Source organism: Paraburkholderia sp. GW821-FHT02A12 (genome assembly GCF_059422005.1).
Genome location: NZ_JBWKWA010000002.1, coordinates 155,102 through 177,078, shown reverse-complemented (window position 1 = coordinate 177,078; position 21,977 = coordinate 155,102). Strand labels below are relative to the sequence as shown.

11 protein-coding genes and 2 pseudogenes are annotated in these 21,977 nt (G+C 60.4%); 2 read left to right on the top strand and 11 right to left on the bottom strand.

The window, feature by feature from the left end; translation table 11 throughout:
- Nucleotides 1-50: 50 nt before the first annotated feature.
- From AC07WT_RS22020 to AC07WT_RS22005, 4 genes are all read right to left on the bottom strand, one after another.
- A complete protein-coding gene (locus AC07WT_RS22020; protein ID WP_494951004.1) occupies nucleotides 51-1,031 on the bottom strand; it encodes a fimbrial protein in 981 nt (326 codons plus the stop codon).
- Between the two features lie 474 nt (nucleotides 1,032-1,505).
- Nucleotides 1,506-3,968, bottom strand: a complete 2,463-nt coding sequence (locus AC07WT_RS22015; RefSeq protein WP_494948583.1) for a fimbria/pilus outer membrane usher protein — start codon at nucleotides 3,966-3,968, stop codon at nucleotides 1,506-1,508.
- Between the two features lie 236 nt (nucleotides 3,969-4,204).
- Nucleotides 4,205-4,984 (bottom strand): fimbria/pilus periplasmic chaperone, encoded by a 780-nt coding sequence (locus AC07WT_RS22010; RefSeq protein WP_494948582.1) that lies wholly within the window; start codon nucleotides 4,982-4,984, stop codon nucleotides 4,205-4,207.
- 96 nt (nucleotides 4,985-5,080) lie between these two features.
- Nucleotides 5,081-5,626 (bottom strand): fimbrial protein, encoded by a 546-nt coding sequence (locus tag AC07WT_RS22005; protein ID WP_494948581.1) that lies wholly within the window; start codon nucleotides 5,624-5,626, stop codon nucleotides 5,081-5,083.
- 607 nt (nucleotides 5,627-6,233) lie between these two features.
- Between AC07WT_RS22005 and AC07WT_RS22000 the strand changes: the two are divergent.
- Nucleotides 6,234-6,359: pseudogene (locus tag AC07WT_RS22000) on the top strand (IS110 family transposase); the annotation flags it as partial.
- Nucleotides 6,360-6,581: 222 nt separating this feature from the next.
- Here the strand turns inward: AC07WT_RS22000 and AC07WT_RS21995 are convergent.
- From AC07WT_RS21995 to AC07WT_RS21970, 6 genes are all read right to left on the bottom strand, one after another.
- Nucleotides 6,582-9,623 carry an ATP-binding protein gene (locus tag AC07WT_RS21995; protein ID WP_494948580.1) on the bottom strand — a complete coding sequence of 1,014 codons (3,042 nt, stop codon included), beginning with the start codon at nucleotides 9,621-9,623 and terminating at the stop codon, nucleotides 6,582-6,584.
- A gap of 166 nt (nucleotides 9,624-9,789) precedes the next feature.
- Nucleotides 9,790-10,485, bottom strand: coding sequence for a response regulator (locus AC07WT_RS21990; protein ID WP_494948579.1), 696 nt, complete (start codon nucleotides 10,483-10,485; stop codon nucleotides 9,790-9,792).
- Nucleotides 10,486-10,819: 334 nt separating this feature from the next.
- Entirely contained in the window at nucleotides 10,820-11,062 is a 243-nt protein-coding gene (locus AC07WT_RS21985; protein WP_494948578.1) for a hypothetical protein, read from the bottom strand.
- Between the two features lie 163 nt (nucleotides 11,063-11,225).
- The gene (locus AC07WT_RS21980; protein ID WP_494948577.1) at nucleotides 11,226-14,240 is read right to left on the bottom strand and encodes an ATP-binding protein; all 3,015 of its coding nucleotides are present in this window, start codon (nucleotides 14,238-14,240) and stop codon (nucleotides 11,226-11,228) included.
- A 671-nt stretch (nucleotides 14,241-14,911) separates the two neighbouring features.
- The gene (locus AC07WT_RS21975; RefSeq protein ID WP_494948576.1) at nucleotides 14,912-18,118 is read right to left on the bottom strand and encodes a two-partner secretion domain-containing protein; all 3,207 of its coding nucleotides are present in this window, start codon (nucleotides 18,116-18,118) and stop codon (nucleotides 14,912-14,914) included.
- Nucleotides 18,119-18,184: 66 nt separating this feature from the next.
- A complete protein-coding gene (locus AC07WT_RS21970) occupies nucleotides 18,185-19,753 on the bottom strand; it encodes a ShlB/FhaC/HecB family hemolysin secretion/activation protein (RefSeq protein ID WP_494948575.1) in 1,569 nt (522 codons plus the stop codon).
- A gap of 438 nt (nucleotides 19,754-20,191) precedes the next feature.
- Between AC07WT_RS21970 and AC07WT_RS21965 the strand changes: the two are divergent.
- Nucleotides 20,192-20,350: pseudogene (locus tag AC07WT_RS21965) on the top strand (integrase); the annotation flags it as partial.
- Between the two features lie 354 nt (nucleotides 20,351-20,704).
- On the opposite strand, the gene AC07WT_RS21960 reads toward AC07WT_RS21965, so the two are convergent.
- Nucleotides 20,705-21,475 carry an EAL domain-containing protein gene (locus AC07WT_RS21960; RefSeq protein WP_494948574.1) on the bottom strand — a complete coding sequence of 257 codons (771 nt, stop codon included), beginning with the start codon at nucleotides 21,473-21,475 and terminating at the stop codon, nucleotides 20,705-20,707.
- Nucleotides 21,476-21,977: the final 502 nt, after the last annotated feature.

Here is a 21,977-nt window from a genome sequence, read left to right as displayed (position 1 = left end):
CAAGGTAAGGTGTTGCGCTTCAAATTTGATCGCGCCCAGACAATCCCCGGTTACTGATAACTCATTGTGAACGTCGCGAGACCGTTGGCCGTTCCCGGCGTCACCCTCGGCGCTGTCTGGATATACCGGGCGGTCAGCGGAATGGTGAATGTCCCATTTCCGCTTGTACCCGCCTGCCACTGGTTCGTGTTACCTGCGACACTGGAATCCGGGCCATATTGGATCACCGTGGTCCCATTGAGCACCTGAATGCCAACACCGGTTGCCGTGGAGCCCGCGGCAAGCGTCAGTGTGCCTGTCACGTTGCCCGGATTGGTATGATCCGTCAGCGTTGTATACACTTTTGCGACTGTGCCAGTGTCGCCGCCTGAGCACTGCAGCGCGATATTAAATGGCGCGTCAGGCGAAAGCTTGCCGACCCCGGTAAACGTACTCACAGGAATGTTCCCAAGAGGGACTGTAATCGACGGGGTAGTCACCGCGCATGTGGGCCCCTGCGGCTGGACCACAATACTTCCATTTACCCGAATTGTAGCGACCTGTACGGCACCGTTCTGCGCGAACCACCCTGCCACCTCACCCTTGATTGTCCCCCCTGCCGTGATCGGGCCGGTCTTGACAAGCTCGACCACGATACTAACGCTACTGGCTATGTCCAGTGTAGTTAGGGTGCCGTAATTGTACGACTGGGGCCAATAGCCCGTAAGGCCCGCAGGTGGAGTGAACCGGAAACGTATTCCCACGCCAGCGATCGCCGTCGGGTAGGCGTTGTAGCTTCCGACGGACCCTGTGGTGCCCCGGTAGTACATGGTTTGTACGCCCCCAGGACAGGAAACAGAGCCCCCCGAGGTGGTTAACAAAACTGATTGTGTGCTGATAACCGTACCGTTCGAAACGTTCGGATTGAACGATCCTGTGTTAAACCCAGGCAGGTTGTACACATAGTAGCTAGTCAAGTTGCATGCCGCCCGCGCCCAGCCGGGTATCACAAGAACCGCAGCGAGCAGACAGGTGTGAATAAATCTCTTCATCATTTTCTCTCAGAGATAAGTGTATAAGCGCGGCTGGCCAGTCGAGTGGCGACTCCTTGCGCTGGATTTCATACCAGTGGATCGCCGTTCGGGTTCATCGTGCCACCCCGCTGGTGGCAACTACATTGGGCCCGTATGACGGCGCCAATGCAGTCGCAGGCGATCCGGCGTAGGTAGCCTCGACCTGCCGGTAGCTGTCGGATTGACTGTTTTTTCCTCACCGGCAAATCGTAGGTGATATGGCACATCTCTGATAATGAAGGCCATCTCAAGTTTTCCTTATTGTGAGTCTTGCCCGACGTTAGAGGTACCGGACGACAACCTAAAGCGTCTTCCGAAAATATGAGACATGTCTTATATTTTGACGTTACCTAGCCGCCAGGGAATTGATGCTGAAATGGGATACCCAGACCGCCCGCCTGAAAAATCAGGTCAAATAGCTTCCCCAAAAAAAAGCAGCGCTGTAGGTGCCTGTTACGGGGCGCACACCGAGTCCACCAACGTCCATGACGCGCTCTTGTTGTCCTTCGCTTTCGGCAGCACGATGGACACCTTGCATTGCTCGTTGGTGCCGTCGCCCCACTTCACGCTGAACTCGCCGGAATCACCCTTCATGCTGCGAACGATGATCCGTCCGGCCTGGGCAACAGTGCTGACCTCCTGGTTCGACGAATCGAACACTTGGGCGCCAAACGGCAGCGGCTGACCGTCAGCGGTCTTCGCCCGGATGATCGCCGAGCGCCCGCCGCCTTCGGTCTCAAACTTGAGCCGCACCACCGCGCCCGCCGTGGGCACCGCGTATTGAGAGGTCGACTTGAGCTCGACGCTCAACGGCAAGCCCTTCGGATCGATCTCGACGTCATTCTTGGCGAATGGCGTCAGGCTGGACACAACGGCATGCCCCCAAGGATCGACGCGCAGACCTGCACCGTTCGCCACGCGAGCGCCGCTCGCATCCTTAGCCTCGACGATCACCACGGTTTCGCCGAGTTGCGGCGTGAACGCGACGCCACCGCCATAGGCGACGATGCCGCCCGACACTCCCGCGCCAAACTGGTTGTAACCCGTTCCAGTCGACGCATTTCCTGTCACCGACGCGACCGGCGACATATACCCCACGTTTCCGGCCACATTGGTCGTGGTACGCGTGGAACCACCGCCGGTGCCGCCGATATTCACGCCGTACGTGAGCGCGTTGTCTTCGCCCAGCGCACCGGACAGCGACTGTTGAACCTGCATGACGCCCTGCGAGTCGCGCTGCAAATTGGTCGACGAATAGGGCGCGTGCGTACCACGACCGAGCGGCATGCTGACGTTCAGCATCACGGTGTTGTTCCACTTGCGCTGCGTCAGATCGAACTGGCGCGACATCGATACACCGTAATTGATCTGCTTGAAGTTGTTGCTGTACCCACCCTGGAATTGCGTGTCCCGCCCTGCGCGATTCCAGTAATCCTGCGTCGAGCCTGACAGATAGAACGAACCGTATCCTTGCGGCAGAGTCTGGTTGAGCGTGAGCTGCAACCGGCCGCGCTGAACGCCGCTCGTCAGCATATGGTCGGTCAGGCCGCGCCCGGCGAGATCCCGCAATGCGATCGCGTCTTGCAGGCTCAAAAAGCCGCTGCTCGAATAACGATAGGCGGCCACCGTGATATTCGTGTTCGTCGGGGCAAGCAGCTTGCTGTAAGTGATCCGCACACTTTGCCCGCTACGATTCGGTTGGTTCGGCAAGCGCGTATTCGCCTGCGTAACGTCCAGACCGACCGCACCAAACTCGGTGTTCAGCGACGCTCCCAACGCGCCGGCAAGATAGCCCTCGCTTGCCTGAATGCCGCCATAGCCCGTAATGGCATTCGTAAAACCATGCATCACCGTGCCCTCTAACATCAAGGGCGTATCGTTCAGCTGCTGGTTGCGGTACTTACCCACCGTGACGCTATAGCGGGTGCTGCCCGGGCGCAGCGCATTGACAGGCGCCGCGTAAGGTACCCGCGATACGTGCTTGCTGCCGTCGGCTTCGGTCACCTCGACCTCGAGATCCCCGCCGTAACCCGTCGGGTACAGATCGTCGATCACGAAGGGGCCGGCGGCAACACTGGTTTCGTAAATGATGTTGCCGTTCTGACGGATCTTGACGAGGGCATTGCTGTTCGCGATCCCATGAATCGTCGGCGCATAGCCCCGCTGGGACGCAGGGTACATACGGTCGTCCGACATCAACTGCGCGCCGCGAAAGCCAGTGCTATCGAAAATCCTGCCGTTGGTATACGCGTCGCCGACGACGAACTGGCTTTTTAGCGGCGTGATCGAGCGCGTCACGTTGGTCTGCACGCTTTGATAGTGCGTGCCACTGAACGAGTTATACGTGAGGTTGCCGGTATGCCGGAACCGCCACGGTCCTATATTGGCGCCTAGGGTCAGTCCTACGTAAGCCTGCGTCGAGGAAGTTCCCGCCGTGTCGGATCGGTATACGTTTGCGTCGTACTTCAGTAGCGCGGCCGGAACGCCCTCGTCCCAATAGCGCGGATCGACATACTCACGGGCGTTGCGGATCATCGATGCCTGAGGCACGCTGATATCGAGCCGCTGCTCGCCGTTGTCGAACTGCGCCGTTGCATCCGGCACCAGTTCAGGCAAGGTCACGCATGCGCCGGCAGCATCGGCATTGGCGTTGTCGATCAACGCCTGCGACTCCTTCGACAATTTCGAAAGATCAACACCAATACGGTCGAGCAAGGTACGGTCGAAGCACGGCTGCACGTTAGTGCTGTCGGTGCCTCGCTGCTTGAGCGCAACTTCCGAGCGACCTAGCCAGGCCTCGTTGACATAAATATCAACGCGGTAAGTGCCAGGCGTCGCCAGGTTTCCCTTGTTGTAACGACTGACGTCGACACGAGGCGCACCTGGGCGCTGCAGGAACAAATCGTTGAACTCCACCTCATCACTCTTCCCGACACCGGCGGTCTCATTTGCGACTGCGCCGGTACATGCGAACAACGCCCACGCAACCAGGGCGCACGGGCGCAGAGTAATAGAGAGTGGATGCTGATTTCTTCGTTGCATAACAGCCTCGGCCAGGATATCTGGGACAAGCTCATCCAGGCAGCGATATGCATTCGGGAAAATTGAGCTCTTGTAATGAGAGGAAGTGGGCAGACGCCGCAGCGCTGCGTTTAATTGCGTGGAAGCGTGTGCGCAGGCGTGTCACCTTGCTGCAGCGTCGAGTTACCCTCGACAGCGCCGCCAAAGTCGTTCAACGCCGTGTAATGCACCCTCAGGTCTGCCAAAGCGGGAACGTCGCCCTTCAACGGAAAGATCCGGCTTTCCTGCGGATTAACCATGTCGGCGTCGACCACCATTGCGGTCTTGCCGCCGGCGCTTGCGTCGATTGCCGTGAACGAAACGTGGTACGGCGTCGGATTGCGCGCCTCGAGTGCGGGGTGGCCATCTTTCTGCGTCAAACGCCATTCAATCCGCGCCGGCGCGTCTTCGACCGCGCCTTTGAGGTCTGCAGGGCGGTAAAACAGCTTGATCCGGGTACGGAAGGCCAACTGCAGCTTGTTAGCGTCCTCCGCGGCCGGCTTGGGCGGCACCTCCAGCACGTTGAGCCAAAATACCGACTCCTTTTGCTGCGGCAGCGGTTCACCCATATAAACAACGCGCAGCGTTTGGCCCTTGCTGGGATCGACACGCGAAATCGGTGGCGTGACCGTGAACGGAGCATTGATAGCCGATGGTGCTGCTTTGATATCCCCGCTATCGATCCAGGCCTGCACCAAGGCTGGCGACTTACCGTCGTTCGACAGTTTGACCGTGACTTCGGAATCTTTTGCGTTATAGATGAGACGGGTTCCAGCCACGACGACAGACGCCTGCGCATCCAGAGCTCCCGCAAACCCCAGCAAAGCGCATCCGCTGGCAAGGCACTTAAAAAAGGATTGCTTAATGTTCATGGAAGTTTTACCTGGTTAAGGGAGAGGTGATGGATGGGTGAGGCAGCTACATGCCTGCCTCACCCCGCAAGGGGCAGCTCGCCGCCCCGCCCTGCTTTACTGGTACGCGAGCGTGTACATGACGGTCGTGTTTGCCGCACCAGACGTTGCGGCACCCGTCGCGACGTAGCGCGCGTAGTACTGCAGCGTCGCGGCGTTGTCGACAATGGCAACCGATTTCGAGTTCTGCGACGCATCAGCGGCGCCGGCCTTGATCGGTGTCAAATCGGAATTCAACAGACCGATCTGGACGTTGGTCGCGCTACCCGTGCCCGAGGCGACGATCAGGTTGCCCGTCGTCAGATCGGTCGTTGCACCTGCCTCGAAGAAGGTGTGGACGTTGCCCGTAGCCGCCGAGCACTTGCTCAGGGTGATGCTGAACGGCGTCTGACCAGCAGTCTGACCCGCGGCGGCCAGCGAACCGGTGGAAACCGTAGGCAGTGCGACCGTAAAGTCCTTCGCGCCCGAGCCGTTGCCGTTAATCGTGCAGGTTTGCGACGAAATGCTTCCGGTAAAGGTGATGGTGCCGTCTGCTGCGTGCGCCGCATTCATCGCCACAAATGCCAGACCGGCTGCCGACATCAACATCGTGATTTTTTTCATTTCAGATTCATCCAGTGATTAAATATTTTCCATCAAATTCGTTCGTTAAACAGAACGGATATACTTCGCCATTTATCGCAAAATTAATTTACAATCCTCCCATGTCTCCGATTTTCAAATAATCGCAACCCACCCGGCGCGCCAGCCGAGCACCAAAGAATTTCACTCGAAACTTATTGAGTTTCGAAGCGACTCTCGCCTATCCTGTCGATCAGGTCGAGACAGATCGCACATTTGACCGGCTTTATATCGCCGATTACACCGAGATTTTTCATCGCGTGAGCTTTCTGCTCGTCCTTGCTCAGCGCGCTCGGCGCCGACGCCGCGAATTACCAGAAACCCGCCCGTGCATACGCCATGACCGGAGATGAACTAACCTGCCTCCATGCAATCGGAAGCGATCAAACAGCTTCCCGGTAGGTCATAGATACGAAGCAGATTTCAGGAGTCATTTTGACGATTAGCGACAGATCCGTAAATATGAAATGTACGAGATAGAAACTCAGATCACTAGGACAAGTTCTAATTATCGGATTTTTCCGCCTGCTCGACGTACTGTTGCGCAAAGGGGCAATCGAGGGCCAATTCGTATGCCGCGCACACTTCGATGCAAGACACTCAACGACATGACTCCGTCGGCGTCGATGTAGGCAAAGGCCGGCGTCACGCCGTCGCGCTCGATCGGATCGGAAAGCGCGTGTACAACAAAGCGCTGCCCAACGTCCGCATTCAACAATTCATCTGACTGCCCTGAGCGAGCAGCCATGGAACTGGTATGAATTGCGTCGAGCCGTAAAGAAGGTCTCCGTTCGTTTGAAAGCAGGCGAAAATGGAGTGGTGCCTGCCGACAACCCGAAGGCGAGGCTCAACTGCCGCGAACCGAAACCTGATGGCCGAGTAATGTGCCGCGCGATAGCAGCCACGCCCACTGGCGCGGCGACCGCAATCGACTGCATCAACTGCAAGCCGACTCTCCCGCCTCGCTCGTTCCGGCTTCCGACAGCCGTTCCAGCGCCTGCCCAATCTCGCCCTGAAACGTCGGCCAAACGCGTTTGACTGCATCGACCCCGCCCTTATGCACGAGCCGCTCGACGCGGGCGCATGCGTCCCGCGCCTCTATATCGCCGGCCAGCGCAAAGCCGCCTCGCATCGAGTGAAGCTCGATCTTGAGGGCATCGACTTCGCCGCTCGACAGCGCGTCGCCGATCACCGCCATCGAGTGCAGCGTTGCCTCGCGCAGCGTCTGGCGGATTTCGCTCGTCATCACGGGCCGATTGTCGTGATCCGCATATCCGCTATCTGTTGCGGCGCCTCGGGATACATGTCGACGCAGTACCGCGTCGAGCGCCGCGATCGACAGGGGCTTGAGGACGACCTCGACGGCGCCCGCATTCGCACAGCGGCGATAATCTTCCTCGGTGGCATGCGCAGTCATCGCGATCACCGGCACGCGGGCGCCCTGCTCGCGCAGAAAGTTCGCGAGCGCGTAGCCGTCGAGTCCCGGCATACCCAGATCGGTCAATATGACGTCATATGGCGCCTCGAAGAACGATCGCATCGCCTCCACGCCGTTCGCGACGATCGTGGCGTCGTACCGCAATACGTCCAACTGGTCGCGCAGCAATGCGCGGCTCGCCGGATGATCCTCCGCGACGAGCACGCGAATCGGCGTTTCATCTTCGGTGTTTGATTCCGGCTCGGCTCCTGCCTCGAACTCAGGATCCGCGTCCTGCCCGGCTTCCAGTTCCGGCAGATCGGCCCGCCAGGCGGGCGGCGCATCGGGTAGTGGTAGCGCGGCCACAAATTTCGTTCCCTCGCCGACGCGGCTTTTGACGGTCAACTCGCCTTGCATCAACGCGACAATACGCCAGCACAGAGGCAGACCGAGCCCGGTGCCGCCCAACCGCCGATAGATCGATGCGTCGGCCTGGAGGTAGACGTCGAACAGCGTCGGCATGCTGTCTTCCGGGATGCCGATGCCCGTGTCGCTCACTGCAATTTCGACGCGTCGGCCGCTCGCGCCGTCTGGCGCATACTGCGCTTCGATCGTCACGCCGCCGCGCGTCGTGAACTTGATCGCATTGCTGACGAGGTTCGAGACGAGTTGCCGCAACCGAACCGGATCCCCCACGTAACCGTCCGCCAATTCAGGCGATACGCTGCACGCCAGTGTGATGTGCTTCGTATCCGCGATTGGCCGGAAAATCGCCGCGATATTCTGCAGCACGTCGCGCAGATCGAAAGAGATACATTCAAGCACCATCTGGTTGGATTCTGCCTTCGAAAGATCCAGCACGTCATTGATGACGCGCAGCAACGCGTCCGACGATGACATGATCGTCTCGAGGCGCCGCCGATGAAGCGCCGGCAGCCGCGCCCGTTCCATCAGCTCCAGATTGCCGATGATCGCGTTAAGCGGTGTGCGAATCTCATGACTCATCGTCGCCAGAAAGGTCGATTTGGCCTTGTTCGCATGCTCCGCCGCTTCACGCGCTTCACGCAGCTTCTGTTCGGTCTGCTTGCGGACCGTGACGTCGGTCACGGTACATAGCAGCACGTCGGCGCCGAGGTATTTCGCACGCACCATGTTCGCGGCCAGATACGTCGCCCCATGTCCTGCATGGTCGATCTCCAGTTCGTGCGTCACGAGCTTAGAAGCGCCCGCGCCACGTTGAACGTCGCGATAGGCCTGCCATAACCGCTCGCCGAGCGCGAGGCCAGACACCTGCTCGTCGTAGGCGAGCATCGTATCGTTGCACGCCATCGTCTGGCCGTCGGCTAGCGACAGGAGCGCGAGACCTGCTGGCGCAGTGCGAATCAGCGTCCGGTTGAGCGCTTCACTTTCGAAGAGCCGTATCGCGCGCCGGTCGACCATCACGATCGCAAACCAGAGCAGCGTGATGCTGAATGCCACCAGGCCCGCCATTACGCTCATGCTTTTGGCCCTGCCTGACATCAGGCTTTGCCACGGGAAGGTCGTCATCAACGTCAGCGTGGACTCCGGCAAGCGCTCACTGATCACGAAATTCGCGCCGACGCGCTGAACGGTCACTTGCCCGCCATGGGAATTGCGCGCATATTCGAGCGCCCGTGCGATCATCGCGCCGCTGCGCTGCTGACCGATCAGTACATTTCCGCGAGAGTCGACAAGCGCGTGTTCTTCGCCGATCGCTTCCGGCGCCATCGCGCTGTAGATTCGGGGTCCGGCGTTGAATATGAGCCACGCAAACGGCTCGCCCCTGACGTCATACAATCGTTGCGCAAACCGCACCGTGGGCTTTCCGGTCAGCGGATCGAAGCGTGTCTCAATCACGATGCCGTGATTGCTGGCCTCGTCGAGCTGCTGTAGTCCAACGCTGTCGTTCGGGGGAGTGAGCTGACGAAGTAGGGCTTGCAGGTCGAAATCGGCCGAATCGGCAAGCGCCTGGGCAGCAAGCGGATAACCAAAGACCCCGAGAAAATCGCCTTTCAGACCGATCAGATACGCTTCGATATCCGGAGCGACAGAAGTCCTAAACGGGTTCGCCACTATATGGAATTGCCGGAGAATCATCCCCAGATATTGAGAATACGGGGTGTTCGGCTGGGCCGGCGAGGTCCCGGAAAATAGGGCAATCGACACCTGCCCCGTGGTATTACGCCAGGACAGCCTGCCGCGATCGTTAGACCACTGCTGGAGCATTTCCGGTGAAGCACGTTCGTCGTACCGCCATGCCAGCTCCACATTGGCGGAATATCGCCCCAGCAGCACTTTCGTCACCTGCATTGCGCCGTACAGCTGGGCTTCACGCTTCAGGAACGTCGAACGTACTTGCGCCAGGGCATCTTGTACTTCGAGCCTTGCGACCAACATCGCACAGACCAGAATGAACGCCGTGATTGCCACGCCGCCGCCGTACAGCATCGCCTTCTGCTGGCGGCGTACCCGGCCGGGCTCGGCGGGCTTACGGCCGACAGCCGCAGTGCGCTTGATGAGCTTTTTCAGTCTTGCTGGCATATCGTCTCGTTGTCATCGCTACGTGCCTGCAGCGTTCAGGCCGCCGGAACAATGCGCCGCTCATGTCTCCAACAACGCTCATGCCGGAATCAATCGATCGCGTTGACCCAGTTGCCTTGAAGCGTCACATCCCGGACCCGTTTAGATGCAGCGCATCCTGCGGCTGCTACGCGTCGCCTTCTCGCGTATCGTCAGCTGCCGACTCATCAGGTGCGGGAGAATGCGTCAGTTTTCCCTCATCGGTATAGCGGATCAGATCCGCGGCGCGCGTGATGCCCAGCTTCTTCATCGCACTCGCTTTCTGCGAGCTGATGGTCTGCTTGCTACGACTAAGCTGCGTCGCGATCTCGCCGACCGTATAACCACCGCAAAAAAGCCGGACTACCTCGATCTCGCGCGGACTAAGCGAACGCTCAATCGGAGCGCTCTCTCGCCCCTCATGCAGCAGTTCCTTGATGTACGGCGACAAATAGCTTGCCCCCACAAACGCGGCATGCACGGCACCAACCAGATGCGAAATTGCATCCGACTTGCTGAGGATGCAGTCGATGCCCTGCTTCCGGATCGCACGCAGCACGACCGGATTGTCAATCATCGTAATCGTCACGATGCGCAGTGTTGGGTAACGGCGCTGAAGAAACGACAGCAACGAAAGTCCGTCACCATACTTGCCGCCGGGCATTACATAATCGAGCACAAGAACATCGCACGGGCGCTCGTTGAGCGTCGTCACCAGATCTGTGGAATTCGTAACGGTACCCATCAGCTTGATGGTGCTGCTGCCCTCCAGCCCCTGGGACATCCCGAGTACCGACGAGGGATGATCGTCCGCTACGATCACACTTACAGAATATTCATTCATGGTTGTTGTTTCCTTGAGTGCCCCGTCGCGCATCCGATTTCCGACTCAACGGGGATCATTTGCCCTCCGTGTGGCAGACCAATTTTCGAATTCACAGCATCGGACTGAAAACGGCGTGATTTTAAGATAAACCGCGGGCACGGGCGCGTATGCCCGTTTGAGCCGACCGGAGTCGTCTGGCTCGCCTGCTTGAATGCCGTTGCCCGCTGCTACCCGCGCATGATCGGACGACACGCGAACACGCTGTGCATTACGGAGCGAAGCGGCGCTCCACGAGCGTGAGCAAGACTGAAAGCCCGATTGTCATCGGGATCATCGATCCGAATACGTTACGTCACGGCTTCTCTTTCGTAACAACCCGGCGCTTTGCCTTCAGACACAATTCGCTTGCGTCCGGTTGCCGCCGGGCCTCGTCGTCGGTCAGATCACACAGTTCGACATCGACGATATCCCTCCACTCGTTGATTGTCCGCTTTTTCTGTATCGGCGACATCATCAAAAACTCGTTCATCTTCGTGAGAAACTCCCTTCTCGGTTTCTCAGCCAGCATCGTGAAATTAAGCAACAGCGCGAACACCTTCCTCGAAGAACGCACGGCCCCCACCCCCTTATCTTTATCTAATCAAATAGCCGCGCACGACTCGCATCGCACACGTTGCCTTCCTTATTTCGGATACCAAATTCCTCTACACAAGGACTGGCGGCCGCCCTTCTTGTGGAATCGCCATGCGACCGAGTCGTCATACCTCGATCTCCCGCTCCTGTATTGACGCGCCACTCCGCCGCGACGCATTTGCCATGGCGCCTAGCAAGTGCGCGAGCGTCACTGGCTTCGTCAATACCTTGTGTACGCCTGCCGTCACGTAGCCATGCTTGTCGCCAGGCATGAGATATGACGTCACGACCACGACGTCACACGGCGACCCGCGATCGCGAACTTCTCCGGCCAACGCACATGCACCCATGTCAGGCAGATCGGCACCGATCAAGAGCACATCCCATCGGTTTTCTTCTAGTGATTCGAGCGCGTCCTTCCCAAGCGTGACTACCTCCACCGAGCAACCCAAGGCATCGAGCTGGTCGCGGAAAATCAAACGGTTGACCGATTCGTCATCGGCCACCAGCACGCGCAACGAACGAGCGGGCGGCGGGTCCGCCGACCGTTGCGTCGGGACGCGTCGTCGCTCGGTTCTCCGAGCGAATAAAGCACCGGCTTGCGTCAGCGCTGCCCGCAGGCCACTGATCGAATAACTCGAAACACGAAAAATCCCGCCCGCGCTGTATGGTTGGAGCGGCCCGTCCCGCGTGGCCAGAATGACTGGCGCTCCTCGGAGCAGATCGTCGAGTTCCGTGTCGGAGCAATCATCTGAATCGCCGAACACGACGACCACGGAAGGACATGTATTACGATCCACTGGCACGCATATCGGACTGTCGTACACGTCGACCTCGAACCCCCACGCCCGCAGATGCGGCAACGCGAAATTCCGCCACTCGGCCCGTGCGGCGACCAACGTCAACGAGCATGCATCGAACGGCTTCCGTTCGCCAATCGCGACGACGTCCGTGCCAAGAGGGAAACGGACTGAGAAACGACTTCCGACACCCGGCGCGCTCGTGACCGCGATGCTTCCCCCCATCGCGGTCACGAGCCGGTCGCACAACGCGAGCCCGAGGCCCGTTCCGCCGTAGCGCCGCGCGATTGACGCATCGACCTGCGAAAACGCCTTAAACAGTTTGTGATGGTGATCGGCTGCAATGCCGATACCGGTATCCTCGACCTCGATCAAGAGTTCCGGTCTCGCATCCGCGGCGGCAACGACAGACAGTCGCGCGATGACACGGCCTACGCTGGTAAATTTGAGCGCATTGTTCAGCAGATTCCGGAACACTTGGGCCAACCGCGTCGGATCGCCCCGCATCCCTTGCGTGCTGGCGGCGTCGATCTCGCAAAACAACTGCAGTCCTTTCGATTTCGCGATCGGTGCGAATGCGCTCAATTCATGCTCGATCATGGCGACCACGTCGAATTCGATCGACTCGACCGACATCGCCCCGGCTTCGATCTTCGAAAAATCGAGAATGTCGCTGACGAGCGCCAGCAGGCCCGTCGACGACGTGCGCATCGCATGCACCCGGCTGCGCTGCGACCCGTCGAGCGCCGAACGATCGAGTAGCTCAAGGTTGCCCAAGATGACGTTCAGCGGCGTGCGGATTTCATGGCTCATTGCCGCGAGGAATGACGATTTCGCTGCGTTCGCCGAATCCGCCGCACGCACCGCTTCCTCCAGCTTCTGCACCAGCTGCCGCTTTGCCGTCACGTCGGCGATCGCCACGATCAGCACGTCATGTTCCTGATAGCGAGCGCCGCAAACCATGTACTCGAGATGCAGGTGCGCATCCGTACCGGCCAGGACGAGATCGTCTTGCAGCGGGCCGGGGGACGCGCCGCTTGCGGCAAGCACCTGGTACCTCGCTACCACCTCGCTCGACAGCGTGCGATAGTCGCCGCCGATCCGGGAAACCATTTCCGTCAGCGCCGGACTGACGAGCATGAAATGTCCGTCCGGTCGCGCAATCAATCCCAGTCCGACCGGCGCCATCTCGATCACGCTGCGGCACAGCGCTTCGCTGTCGAACACGCGTTGCGATCGCGCGTACACGGGCACGAGCACACGGCGATGAAACCGCACCAGCAATATCCACATGACGGCGATAGCCAGGAGTGTCGCCGCTGTGAGCGTGCCCGCCCGCAACGCGATGCCTGCCGCAAGGTCGGTCCATGACAGTGCGTAAGCGATCGTCCATCCAGTCGAATCGAGCGTGCCGCGGAATATCACGAAGCCGTTCTGGAAAACCGGCGCATCGGAAGCCGCTTCGTCTTTCGACACGTTCAGCCGCAGCAGACGCTCTTTCAGCGCACGATCCGCCGCCACCTCAGGATCGATCGCGACGGGCCGGTTATCCGCCGTTGTCACGAAGAAAGTGCCATCCGACCGATGTTCGGGAAGCCACGACAGCAGGTATTCGGGTGCGTATTCGGTTACCAGCACCGCGAACGGCGTACCGTCGGCGCTGGCCTGCGCGGCGATCCTGATGCGAGCCTGCCCGGACACCGGATCGACGAACGGCGGCAGCCAATGCACCAGCGGACGCCCGCTTGACGTCACCGGCCGGGCGCCGCCGAAATCGATCCGCAATGCATCCAGCATGCGGGCACGCCCTTCCGGCGTGGCCAGCGCCGGATCGTGGCTGTCTCGATTCGGCACCAGCGCGAAGACACCGGTTCGCGTGCTGTAGTGATATCCCTCCAAGAGCCGCCCGCGGTTGATCGAACTGGCCGCACAAATTCGGGACAGCAGAAACGACAACGCGAGATAGTGCGCGACCTCGGCACGGTTTCCGGTTTGCCCCGGAGCACCGAGCACGAGCGACGGATATGGCGTGATTTCGAGCCGCTGATCGCCGTCGAAAAACGCGTCGACGACGCTGTCCGCCGCGCGTTCGTCCTCCCTCCATATCAGTTGGGCATTGGCGACGCCGTTGCGAAAGGACGTCTCGCTCACCTTGATCTCGTTGAGCGTTTCCTTCATGCCGCTCAGGAAATTGCGCCGCTCGCCCTCGAGATAGCCATAGACGATCGACGTCATCCCGAGCACGCAGGCGATCAGGATCAGGACTGTCACGATAACGCCGCCGCCGAACACGGAAATACTCTGGTAGCGTCGAATGGATTGAAGAGGACTCTGAGGCATGGATCAAGACGGAGCGGCCTCGTGCAAGGGCGTGAAGCGGCAACCTGGCAGAGGCAACCGTCGCGGTATTTATCCGCAAAAAGAGATATGCCTCGATCATGCCAAACGTCGAACAAACAATCTGTGCCGCCCGGTGTATTTAGGACTTGACAAGTTATAGCGACGCAACATTTCGAACATGACCTATCTTTGACGTGTCGTCGGCGTCCGTCTAAGAGCTGACAACGGTGATGATGCGACGCATCGAGTCGTGTCGTGTCGTATATGCCAGAGCGAAAAATCGCCAACGAGCCGTGAACGGTGCTGGAGCCGTCGACTCCTGTATTTGTGCCGTCACCGAAGGTCAGTCGGCGTCGCTCTGGCCAGCATCCGCTTTTTACGACTGACCTTACCCGATCAGGGGTAACTCATCGTGAATGCCGTGTATGCGCCCACGGTACCAGCCTGGACATCCTGACTCATCTTGTATGCAGTTCGCCGTCAGCGGAATCTCGACATTAGATTCCCGGCACTTTTCGAGAGTCGCTTGACTGGACCCTTCATGATGAATTCGATCTGAAGTTTGCGTCCCGTGGCGCATATTGACGGGACGGGACCGAATTCCGAGCACACGCTGTTGTATGGTGAGGCGCGGCGGACCAAAACTCGGCCCGCCGCACCGCCGACGGCGTTTATCGCGGAGCAATCCCGGCGCCGACCGCCTTCACCTTCGCGGCGTCACCTGTCGCCGAACTCAGCGTGATGGTGCCGAAATTCACCCCGGCCATACCACCATAAAGCTGATTGTTCGCTGCGACGTAGTCGATGCGGCTGCTCGTCGACGACAGGCGGATCGCGCCGAAATTCATTCCGGCCAGCCCCCCGAGACGGGCATCGGCACCGCCGCTCACAGTGCCCGACGCGCTCGAACTTGCCACGGTTGCGCCGTTGTTGCCGACGATGCCGCCGACTTGCGAGCGATCTCCGCCCTTCACGTTGCTCGACGTCGAGCTGCTCGTGATGCTCGCCTGCTTGCCGTACGTATTTTCGCCGACGAGACCGCCTGCCAGCCCGTCATCGCCAACACTCACGTTACCGTGCGCGGTGACGCTGGCGATCGTTCCGGCATTGGTGCCCACGACACCCCCGGCGTTCGAACGGGCGCCTGCCTTGACCTCGCCAGTCGCATTCGACGCCGAGAGCGTGCCGCCGTCATTCCGGCCGACCAACCCTCCGACATGACTGTCGTTGCCGCCAGTCGCCTTGCCGTCGGCGTTCGACGCCGTGATGACGCCCGTGTTGTGACCCACCAGTCCGCCAACGCGCGCGCGGTCGCCGCCCGTTGCGTCGCCACGGGCATTCGACGCGGAAATCCTGCCACCGTCGTTCAAGCCCACCAATCCGCCGACATAACTATCGTTGCCGCCGGTTGCGCTGCCGCCGGCATTCGACGCGGAAATCCTGCCACCGTCGTTATGACCGACCAATCCGCCGACCATCGTGTCGCGGCCTTTCACCGATACCGTGACGTTCGCATCCGACGCATCGATGCTGCTGCCCGCTTCGTTGACGCCGACGAGACCGCCGACCTTCGCACCGTCGGCATTCGACAGTTCAATGCTGCCCGCGCTCGTCGATCGCGCGATCACCGCATTCGTGCTGCGGCCGACAAGGCCGCCCACACCGCCGCTGACCGTCCGTTGATCCTTGACCGTGCCCGTGATTGCCACATCGGCGGCGCTATTCGTGATGCTGGCGACGCGGTACTTCGGATCGGGAGAAGTCACGTGTTCGCCGACGAGGCCGCCCATCGCCAGGGTAGAGCGGTTCCCTTCAACGCGCCCCGTCACCGACGCGCGATCAATGGTGCCGCTCAGGTTCAGGCCGACGAGACCACCGAGTTCCTGCAACCGCGTCGTGCTGGCCTTGATGGTCATGTCTTTCGCTTTCACGTTCGAAATAGTGCCGAGATTCACGCCCGTGAGGCCCCCGACGAATGCCGGACCTTGGCCCGAATACGACCTCGCGCCTGTCACGGAAATCGATGCCAGCTTCAGGTTCCCGATAAAACCGGTATTCGCACCGAAGAGTCCGATGAACGGCCCGGTGCCGTACACCGCGAGATTGCGGATCGTGTTACCCAGTCCGTCGAACCGGCCACCGAACGAGTAGCTGTCGCCGATGCTCAGGAACGATCCGCCCTTGCCGTCGATTTCGTCGCCCAGAACGTATCGACCTTCCATGTCCTGTTCGATCCCGCGCAACTGATCGACGCTGTGGATCACGCGATACGATTCGCCGTTCGAGCGGTACGACGCATTCGCGCCCGACAGCGTGAACGACGCGTCGTCATTCAGCGTATGACCCGAACCCGAATTGAGCTCGAGGCTTGCATTCTGCCCCGTGAGCATGACTTTGTCGTTCGCACGAATCTGGCGGCCTGCGTTCACCGCGAGACCCGCGTGCTCACCCGTCGCCGTGAGCGACTTGTCCAGCGCGACGTCGCCGTTTCGCGCCGTCAAGGTCAGCGCATTGTCGCTGGCCCAGTTCACGGAGCCGCCGACCGTCAGATCGCCGGCCGTCTTGCTCAGCTCGACGTTCGTCGTGCCCAGGATGCGCGACAGCGTTGCTGCGTCGATCGCGGCATCGCCCGCAGCACCGTTCCTGCTCCCGCCGACCACGATGCCCGTGCCGTTGCCGGCCGTTTGGCCGTCGCCAGCATTACCGCCGATACCGACGTTCACGCTATCGTCGCCGTTACCGGTGTTGCCATTCATCCCGCCGTTGATCACGATACCGCGCGTGGTCGGATTGCCGAGTGCCGCGGCCACGCCCACGTCGGCGTTCGCCGCCTCGATCGTCCACTCGCCCGTGCGTCCCGAAGCCGCGCGCGTGTCTACCTGCACGTTCTGCGACACTTCCACCCGCTCGCCGCGCGTCGTGATCGAGCCACCGGCCGCGTCCGCATCGTGTGCGCTCGCATCCAGCTTGCCGGCGACCTGCACGCGCCCGCCGTCCAGCGTGATCTTCCCGTTGCGCGCGCTCAGGCCGTTCGCCTCGATCGTTCCGCTGTTGTTGACCACCGCGCTGAGCAGGTCGCCCGCCGCACGCGCCGTCATCAGTACCTCGCCGCCGTCCGCCTTCAGCAGGCCGCCGTTGTGCACCTGCGCGTCGACCGCGCCGCCGTCCACCTGCAGACTCAGCACGCCGCTGCCATCGAAGTTCACCGTCATGTCGTTGCCCGCGCCGAGCGCCACGCTGCCCATCCGCGCCTGAATCACGCCGTTATTCGAGACCTGCGCGCCCAGCAGCGCCACGCCGCCGCCTTCCGCCGCCGTAATCGCGCCGTTGTTCACCACCTTGCCGGACGACGTTCCCGTGAACCGGTAATTGCCCGCCAGGAAATCCTTGTCCGAGATGTCGCGCGTCGACGCCACCAGCCCGCCGACGTTCACCTGCGCCCCCGAACCGAAGACGACCCCGTTCGGGTTCACCAGGAACACCTTGCCGTTCGCGTCGATCTGCCCGTGGATCTGGCTGCCGTTCTGACCGATCACCCGGTTCAGCGCGAGCGACTGGTTCGTCGGCTGGTTGAACTGCACACGCTCCCCGCTACCCACGCTGAAATCCTGCCAGTTGGTTATCAGCTTGTTGCTCTGCTGGTCGATCGTCATCGCCTTCCCGTCGGCCGACGTCGTGACCGACCCCGAACCCGACACGATCTGCTGCCCCGTCGGCAACGCATACGCCGACGTCGCCGCCACTGCGCCGAGCATCGTCACCGCCGCCGCGATCACGCGGCGGCCGCCGCCCGTCTTGCCACGACGGTGCGCTTGCTCGCTCGCCACGCTCCAGCATCCGCTGGTGTGATTCCAGACTAATGCGTAGGTCTTGTTCATTTCTGGCTTCCTCGTTGTACCAATTACTCAACCCTGCGTTGTTACGCAGGGACTGCCTGCAGACGTTCAGAAATACTGAATCGCCTGGGCCCAAATCCGCGGAGAGCCGGCAGCAGCCGCCAACCCTGCGCTGGAATCGAACGGCCATGCCGCCGCCACCGTGACCTGACGGCCTTTGCCGTACCAGCCGGCACCGACCCCGGCGGCGTGCATGGAAATGAAATTGACGTCCTTCAACACGCGGTATTTGTTGATCTGGACCCGACCGGCGTCGACGAACGTGCTGACCTGCCAGCCGGGCGCCACGGCATAACGCAATTCAGCGCTGGCCTGCCACCCCTGGTCGCCGCTGCCCGAGCCGAGCGTGTAGGCACGCACGCCGTACGGCCCGCCGAGGCTGAACTGTTCGGACGAGTCAAGGTTGCCGGACGACAACTGGCCGCTGAACTGCGTGTAGAACTGGAAACGCGAGCCGAGCGCCTGCACACGCATCACGTTGACGCTGAGCTTCTTGAAGGTGCCGCGCGACTTGAGGAGCCGTTGCGCTTCGAGGGCATCGTTGGTGCGCAGACGGCCGGCGCCGAACATGACGGAGAAGCCGGTCGTGCCGCCGCCCAGCAACCCGTCATTGCCGTTGCCGCTCAGCGTGAAGGTCCATAGCCCGACGTTCTTGTCGTCCTGCAGCTCGAACGCGCGATAGTCGTCGTGCAGGTTCTTGTTTTCATACTGGACCTGCGCGGCCAGGCTGAACGCGCGGCTGCGCACCAGCGGCTGTGCGACGAACACACTCTGGATATTCGCCCGGCTGCGCAGGTCGAGTGCCTCGAACCCCTTGCCGACCTTCGAATCCAGATTCGAATAGCCCACCCCGATACGCGTCGCCCACGGGCCGACGGGCAGTTGATAGGACGCGCTGTAGTAGCGCTGGCGTGCATCGCTCGTCATGCCGCGCAACGTGAGTCGGTCGCCGACGCGCAACGGCGAGTTGACCGCAATGCCGCCCGTGAGACGGTAGCGCCCAGTCGACACGTTGCCGTAGTTGTCCGCCTCGAGCGTTCCCGTCGCGATCGGCCCGGGTTCCGCGTCGAGCACGAGATCGGTCGTGCCCTGCACGCGACCCGGGCGCAACGTGCCCTTCGCGTCGACGCCGGGCAGATCGCCGACGAACAGCAAGGTGCGTTCGAGGTCCGCGCTGCGCACAGCCTCGCCCGGGCGCAGCGCGGACAGCGGCTGGCGTATCACGGCGTCCCGCACGCGCGAGCGGTTGTTCAGCTCGATCCGGTCGTAGCGGCCTTCCAGCACGTCGATCCGGACCACGCCGTCTTCGATATCCTGGCGCGGCAGATACGCGCGCGCGAGCACATAGCCATGCTCGCGGTAATAGGTCGTGATGCGTGCCGCTGCCGCCTGCAACTCCGCGAAACTCAGTTCGCGCCCGGTCAGGTCTTGGACGAGCGGCTGCAACTGCTCGGACGTAAACAATCGGTTGCCGCCGATCGCGAACCCCCGAACCATCACGCGCGGCCCCGCATCGGCGTTGTCCGGCACGGGCGTGGCCTGCTGGGGGCGCTCGATTTCGAGCTCGGGTTCGGGTGCAGCCGGCAACGCCGGGCGCAAGGATTCGATTTCACGCATTGACTTGCCGGCGTTCGGCACTTGCGCGAAAGCGAAACCCGGCAATAGCAGCCATATCCCTGCGCCGAGGCTCAGGCCGCGCGGAAGACGGACATCGCGAATGCGACGCCAGAGGCGGGAAGCAAACTGTTTCGACAAGACCAACGGCTGCGCGAATTGATGAGCAGGCTCGATGGAAAGTCGAGCCGCATACACGACAACCCGACCATAAATACTCATAACTTAACCACGTGACTGTCAGCCTAGAATGGATCCGCCAGGATACCGTTCCTATTCGTCAGTGCATATGGAACTTGTATGAATTATTGGGAGGATTTTTTCTCAGCGCTGTCCAATGGCGCGTGAGCCTGGACAAGCGATTTCCGATGGGCTATTGCGGAGTTGCAAGACATAGTCAGGAAGGACACATAGCGGCGCCTATGTCTCCAACGAGATTGGCGGCACACCCATGCCACGCATGCACTGGCGCGCGGAGCAGAACTGACGACCGTGCGGGATAACCTACGTCACGCCTCAATCGCGACCACTTCGATCTACCTGCAAAGCGACGAGGTCAAGCGTGCACGCCAGAAGAATCAGGCCTTCGCCGAGCGATAGCTGAGCTCCGCCACACGTCGCGGACGGCTTAGCGTGGTTTAAATTCCGTTTTCTGAAGCCGCCCCAAAGGTACCAAAAACTCAAGAAAACGTTTGTCATCGACTTGGCGTTGTTACATAAATCCGGCTGCTGCGCGTCGCCCTGACGTTGACGCGCAACAGTCTGGGCGGCAACGCTGTTAGCTTTGGGTGGGACTGCGTAGATTCTCGATTTTTGCCCGGGAAGATGCGCAAGGACGAGCGCAAGACAAGCGAGCCCAAGGGCGTCTATCCGGTAGATCGGTTCTGTTTTCGTTATTTGCGCCGGAGGTTCGTCAACACGCGCCCCCCCTTTCAGGCCGGCGCATCACCTCGCTCATCGAGCATAAGGAGCATGCTGGTTAGCCATCACCACTTCTTCGTACTGCTCTACAGACATTGGTCGAAAGAAATGGAATCCCTGCGCGACCCTGCAATTTGCATTCAGAATGAGGTCAGCTTGAGCGGCGGTCTCGACGCCTTCCACTACAAGATTCAGGTTCAGGCGTGAAGCCATACCCGATAGGCTCTCAATTATTGCGTACGCTTTTGTATTGCTGGTGGCGCGAGCAATGAACGAGCGATCGAGCTTGATCTCGTCGATCGGGAGTCGAACGAGCATATCGAGCGAACCGATGCCGGTGCCCAAATCATCGAGTGCCAGATGAAATCCGTGATTCTTCAATTGAGTCATGGACCACACCAGCAAATCTGGGTCATCGCACGATTCTGTCTCCGTCATCTCGAGCTTGATCGCGCTTGCAGGCAATTGATGCGAGTGGAGCGCTTTGTGCAGGTCCGCGAGAAGCTCCCGTCTTGCAAGCACTCTGGCTGACGCATTCACCGCAACGGGAATCCGGATGCCGAGCGCATACAGCCGCGATTGCATGGAGAGTGTCTGGCCGACGATGGCTCGAAACGTATGAACTGCAAATCCATTTGTCTCCAGGTTCTTGATGACAGTCGCCGTGTCAAGCTGCGTCTGGTCTGCATCGCGCCAGCGCGCGAGTGCTTCCGCGCCGACAATGCGTCCGTCAGTGACGTCCACCTGAGGTTGCAGCACAATAGCGACCTCGTTGACGAATGTGAGCATCAAGTCGTATTGCATCTCGTCTGCAGCGGGACCGCGGTGATTATTTGCGGATTCGTTTGAGGGCGTCCACGCCGTTGTGCGCCGTGGACGCGACCATCCGTTCGTTGTAGGTTCACTTTTTTCGTTCACGAACGTTTCGCGGGAGGTAGATCTGACACCGCGGATCAACGAACAGCGACTCATATTGATCATGTAATTCGTATTCCTCATTTGCGTCCTCATGGAATCTCTCCGTCACAGTCGGTCGGCGGGTGAGTAGCGTTACAGTGAAGTAATGGCTATCGCGTCTTTCACCAAAACCAACGAGGAAAGCTGCAGCGCGGCAAGTGTTCCATCTGCGTTTCTGCACATAAGCGTGTGGGTGCAATATCGCAATTCTAGTTTTGATCGCACATCGGCCATATAGGACGAGAACGAAAACCAGGGGCTCGCGGGCAGAAAGCGCACGGCGATTGCACGAAGAGCCTCACCAGCCAAGGATCTCGGCGATCGTGCGCTAGGAGCGCCCAGACGATAC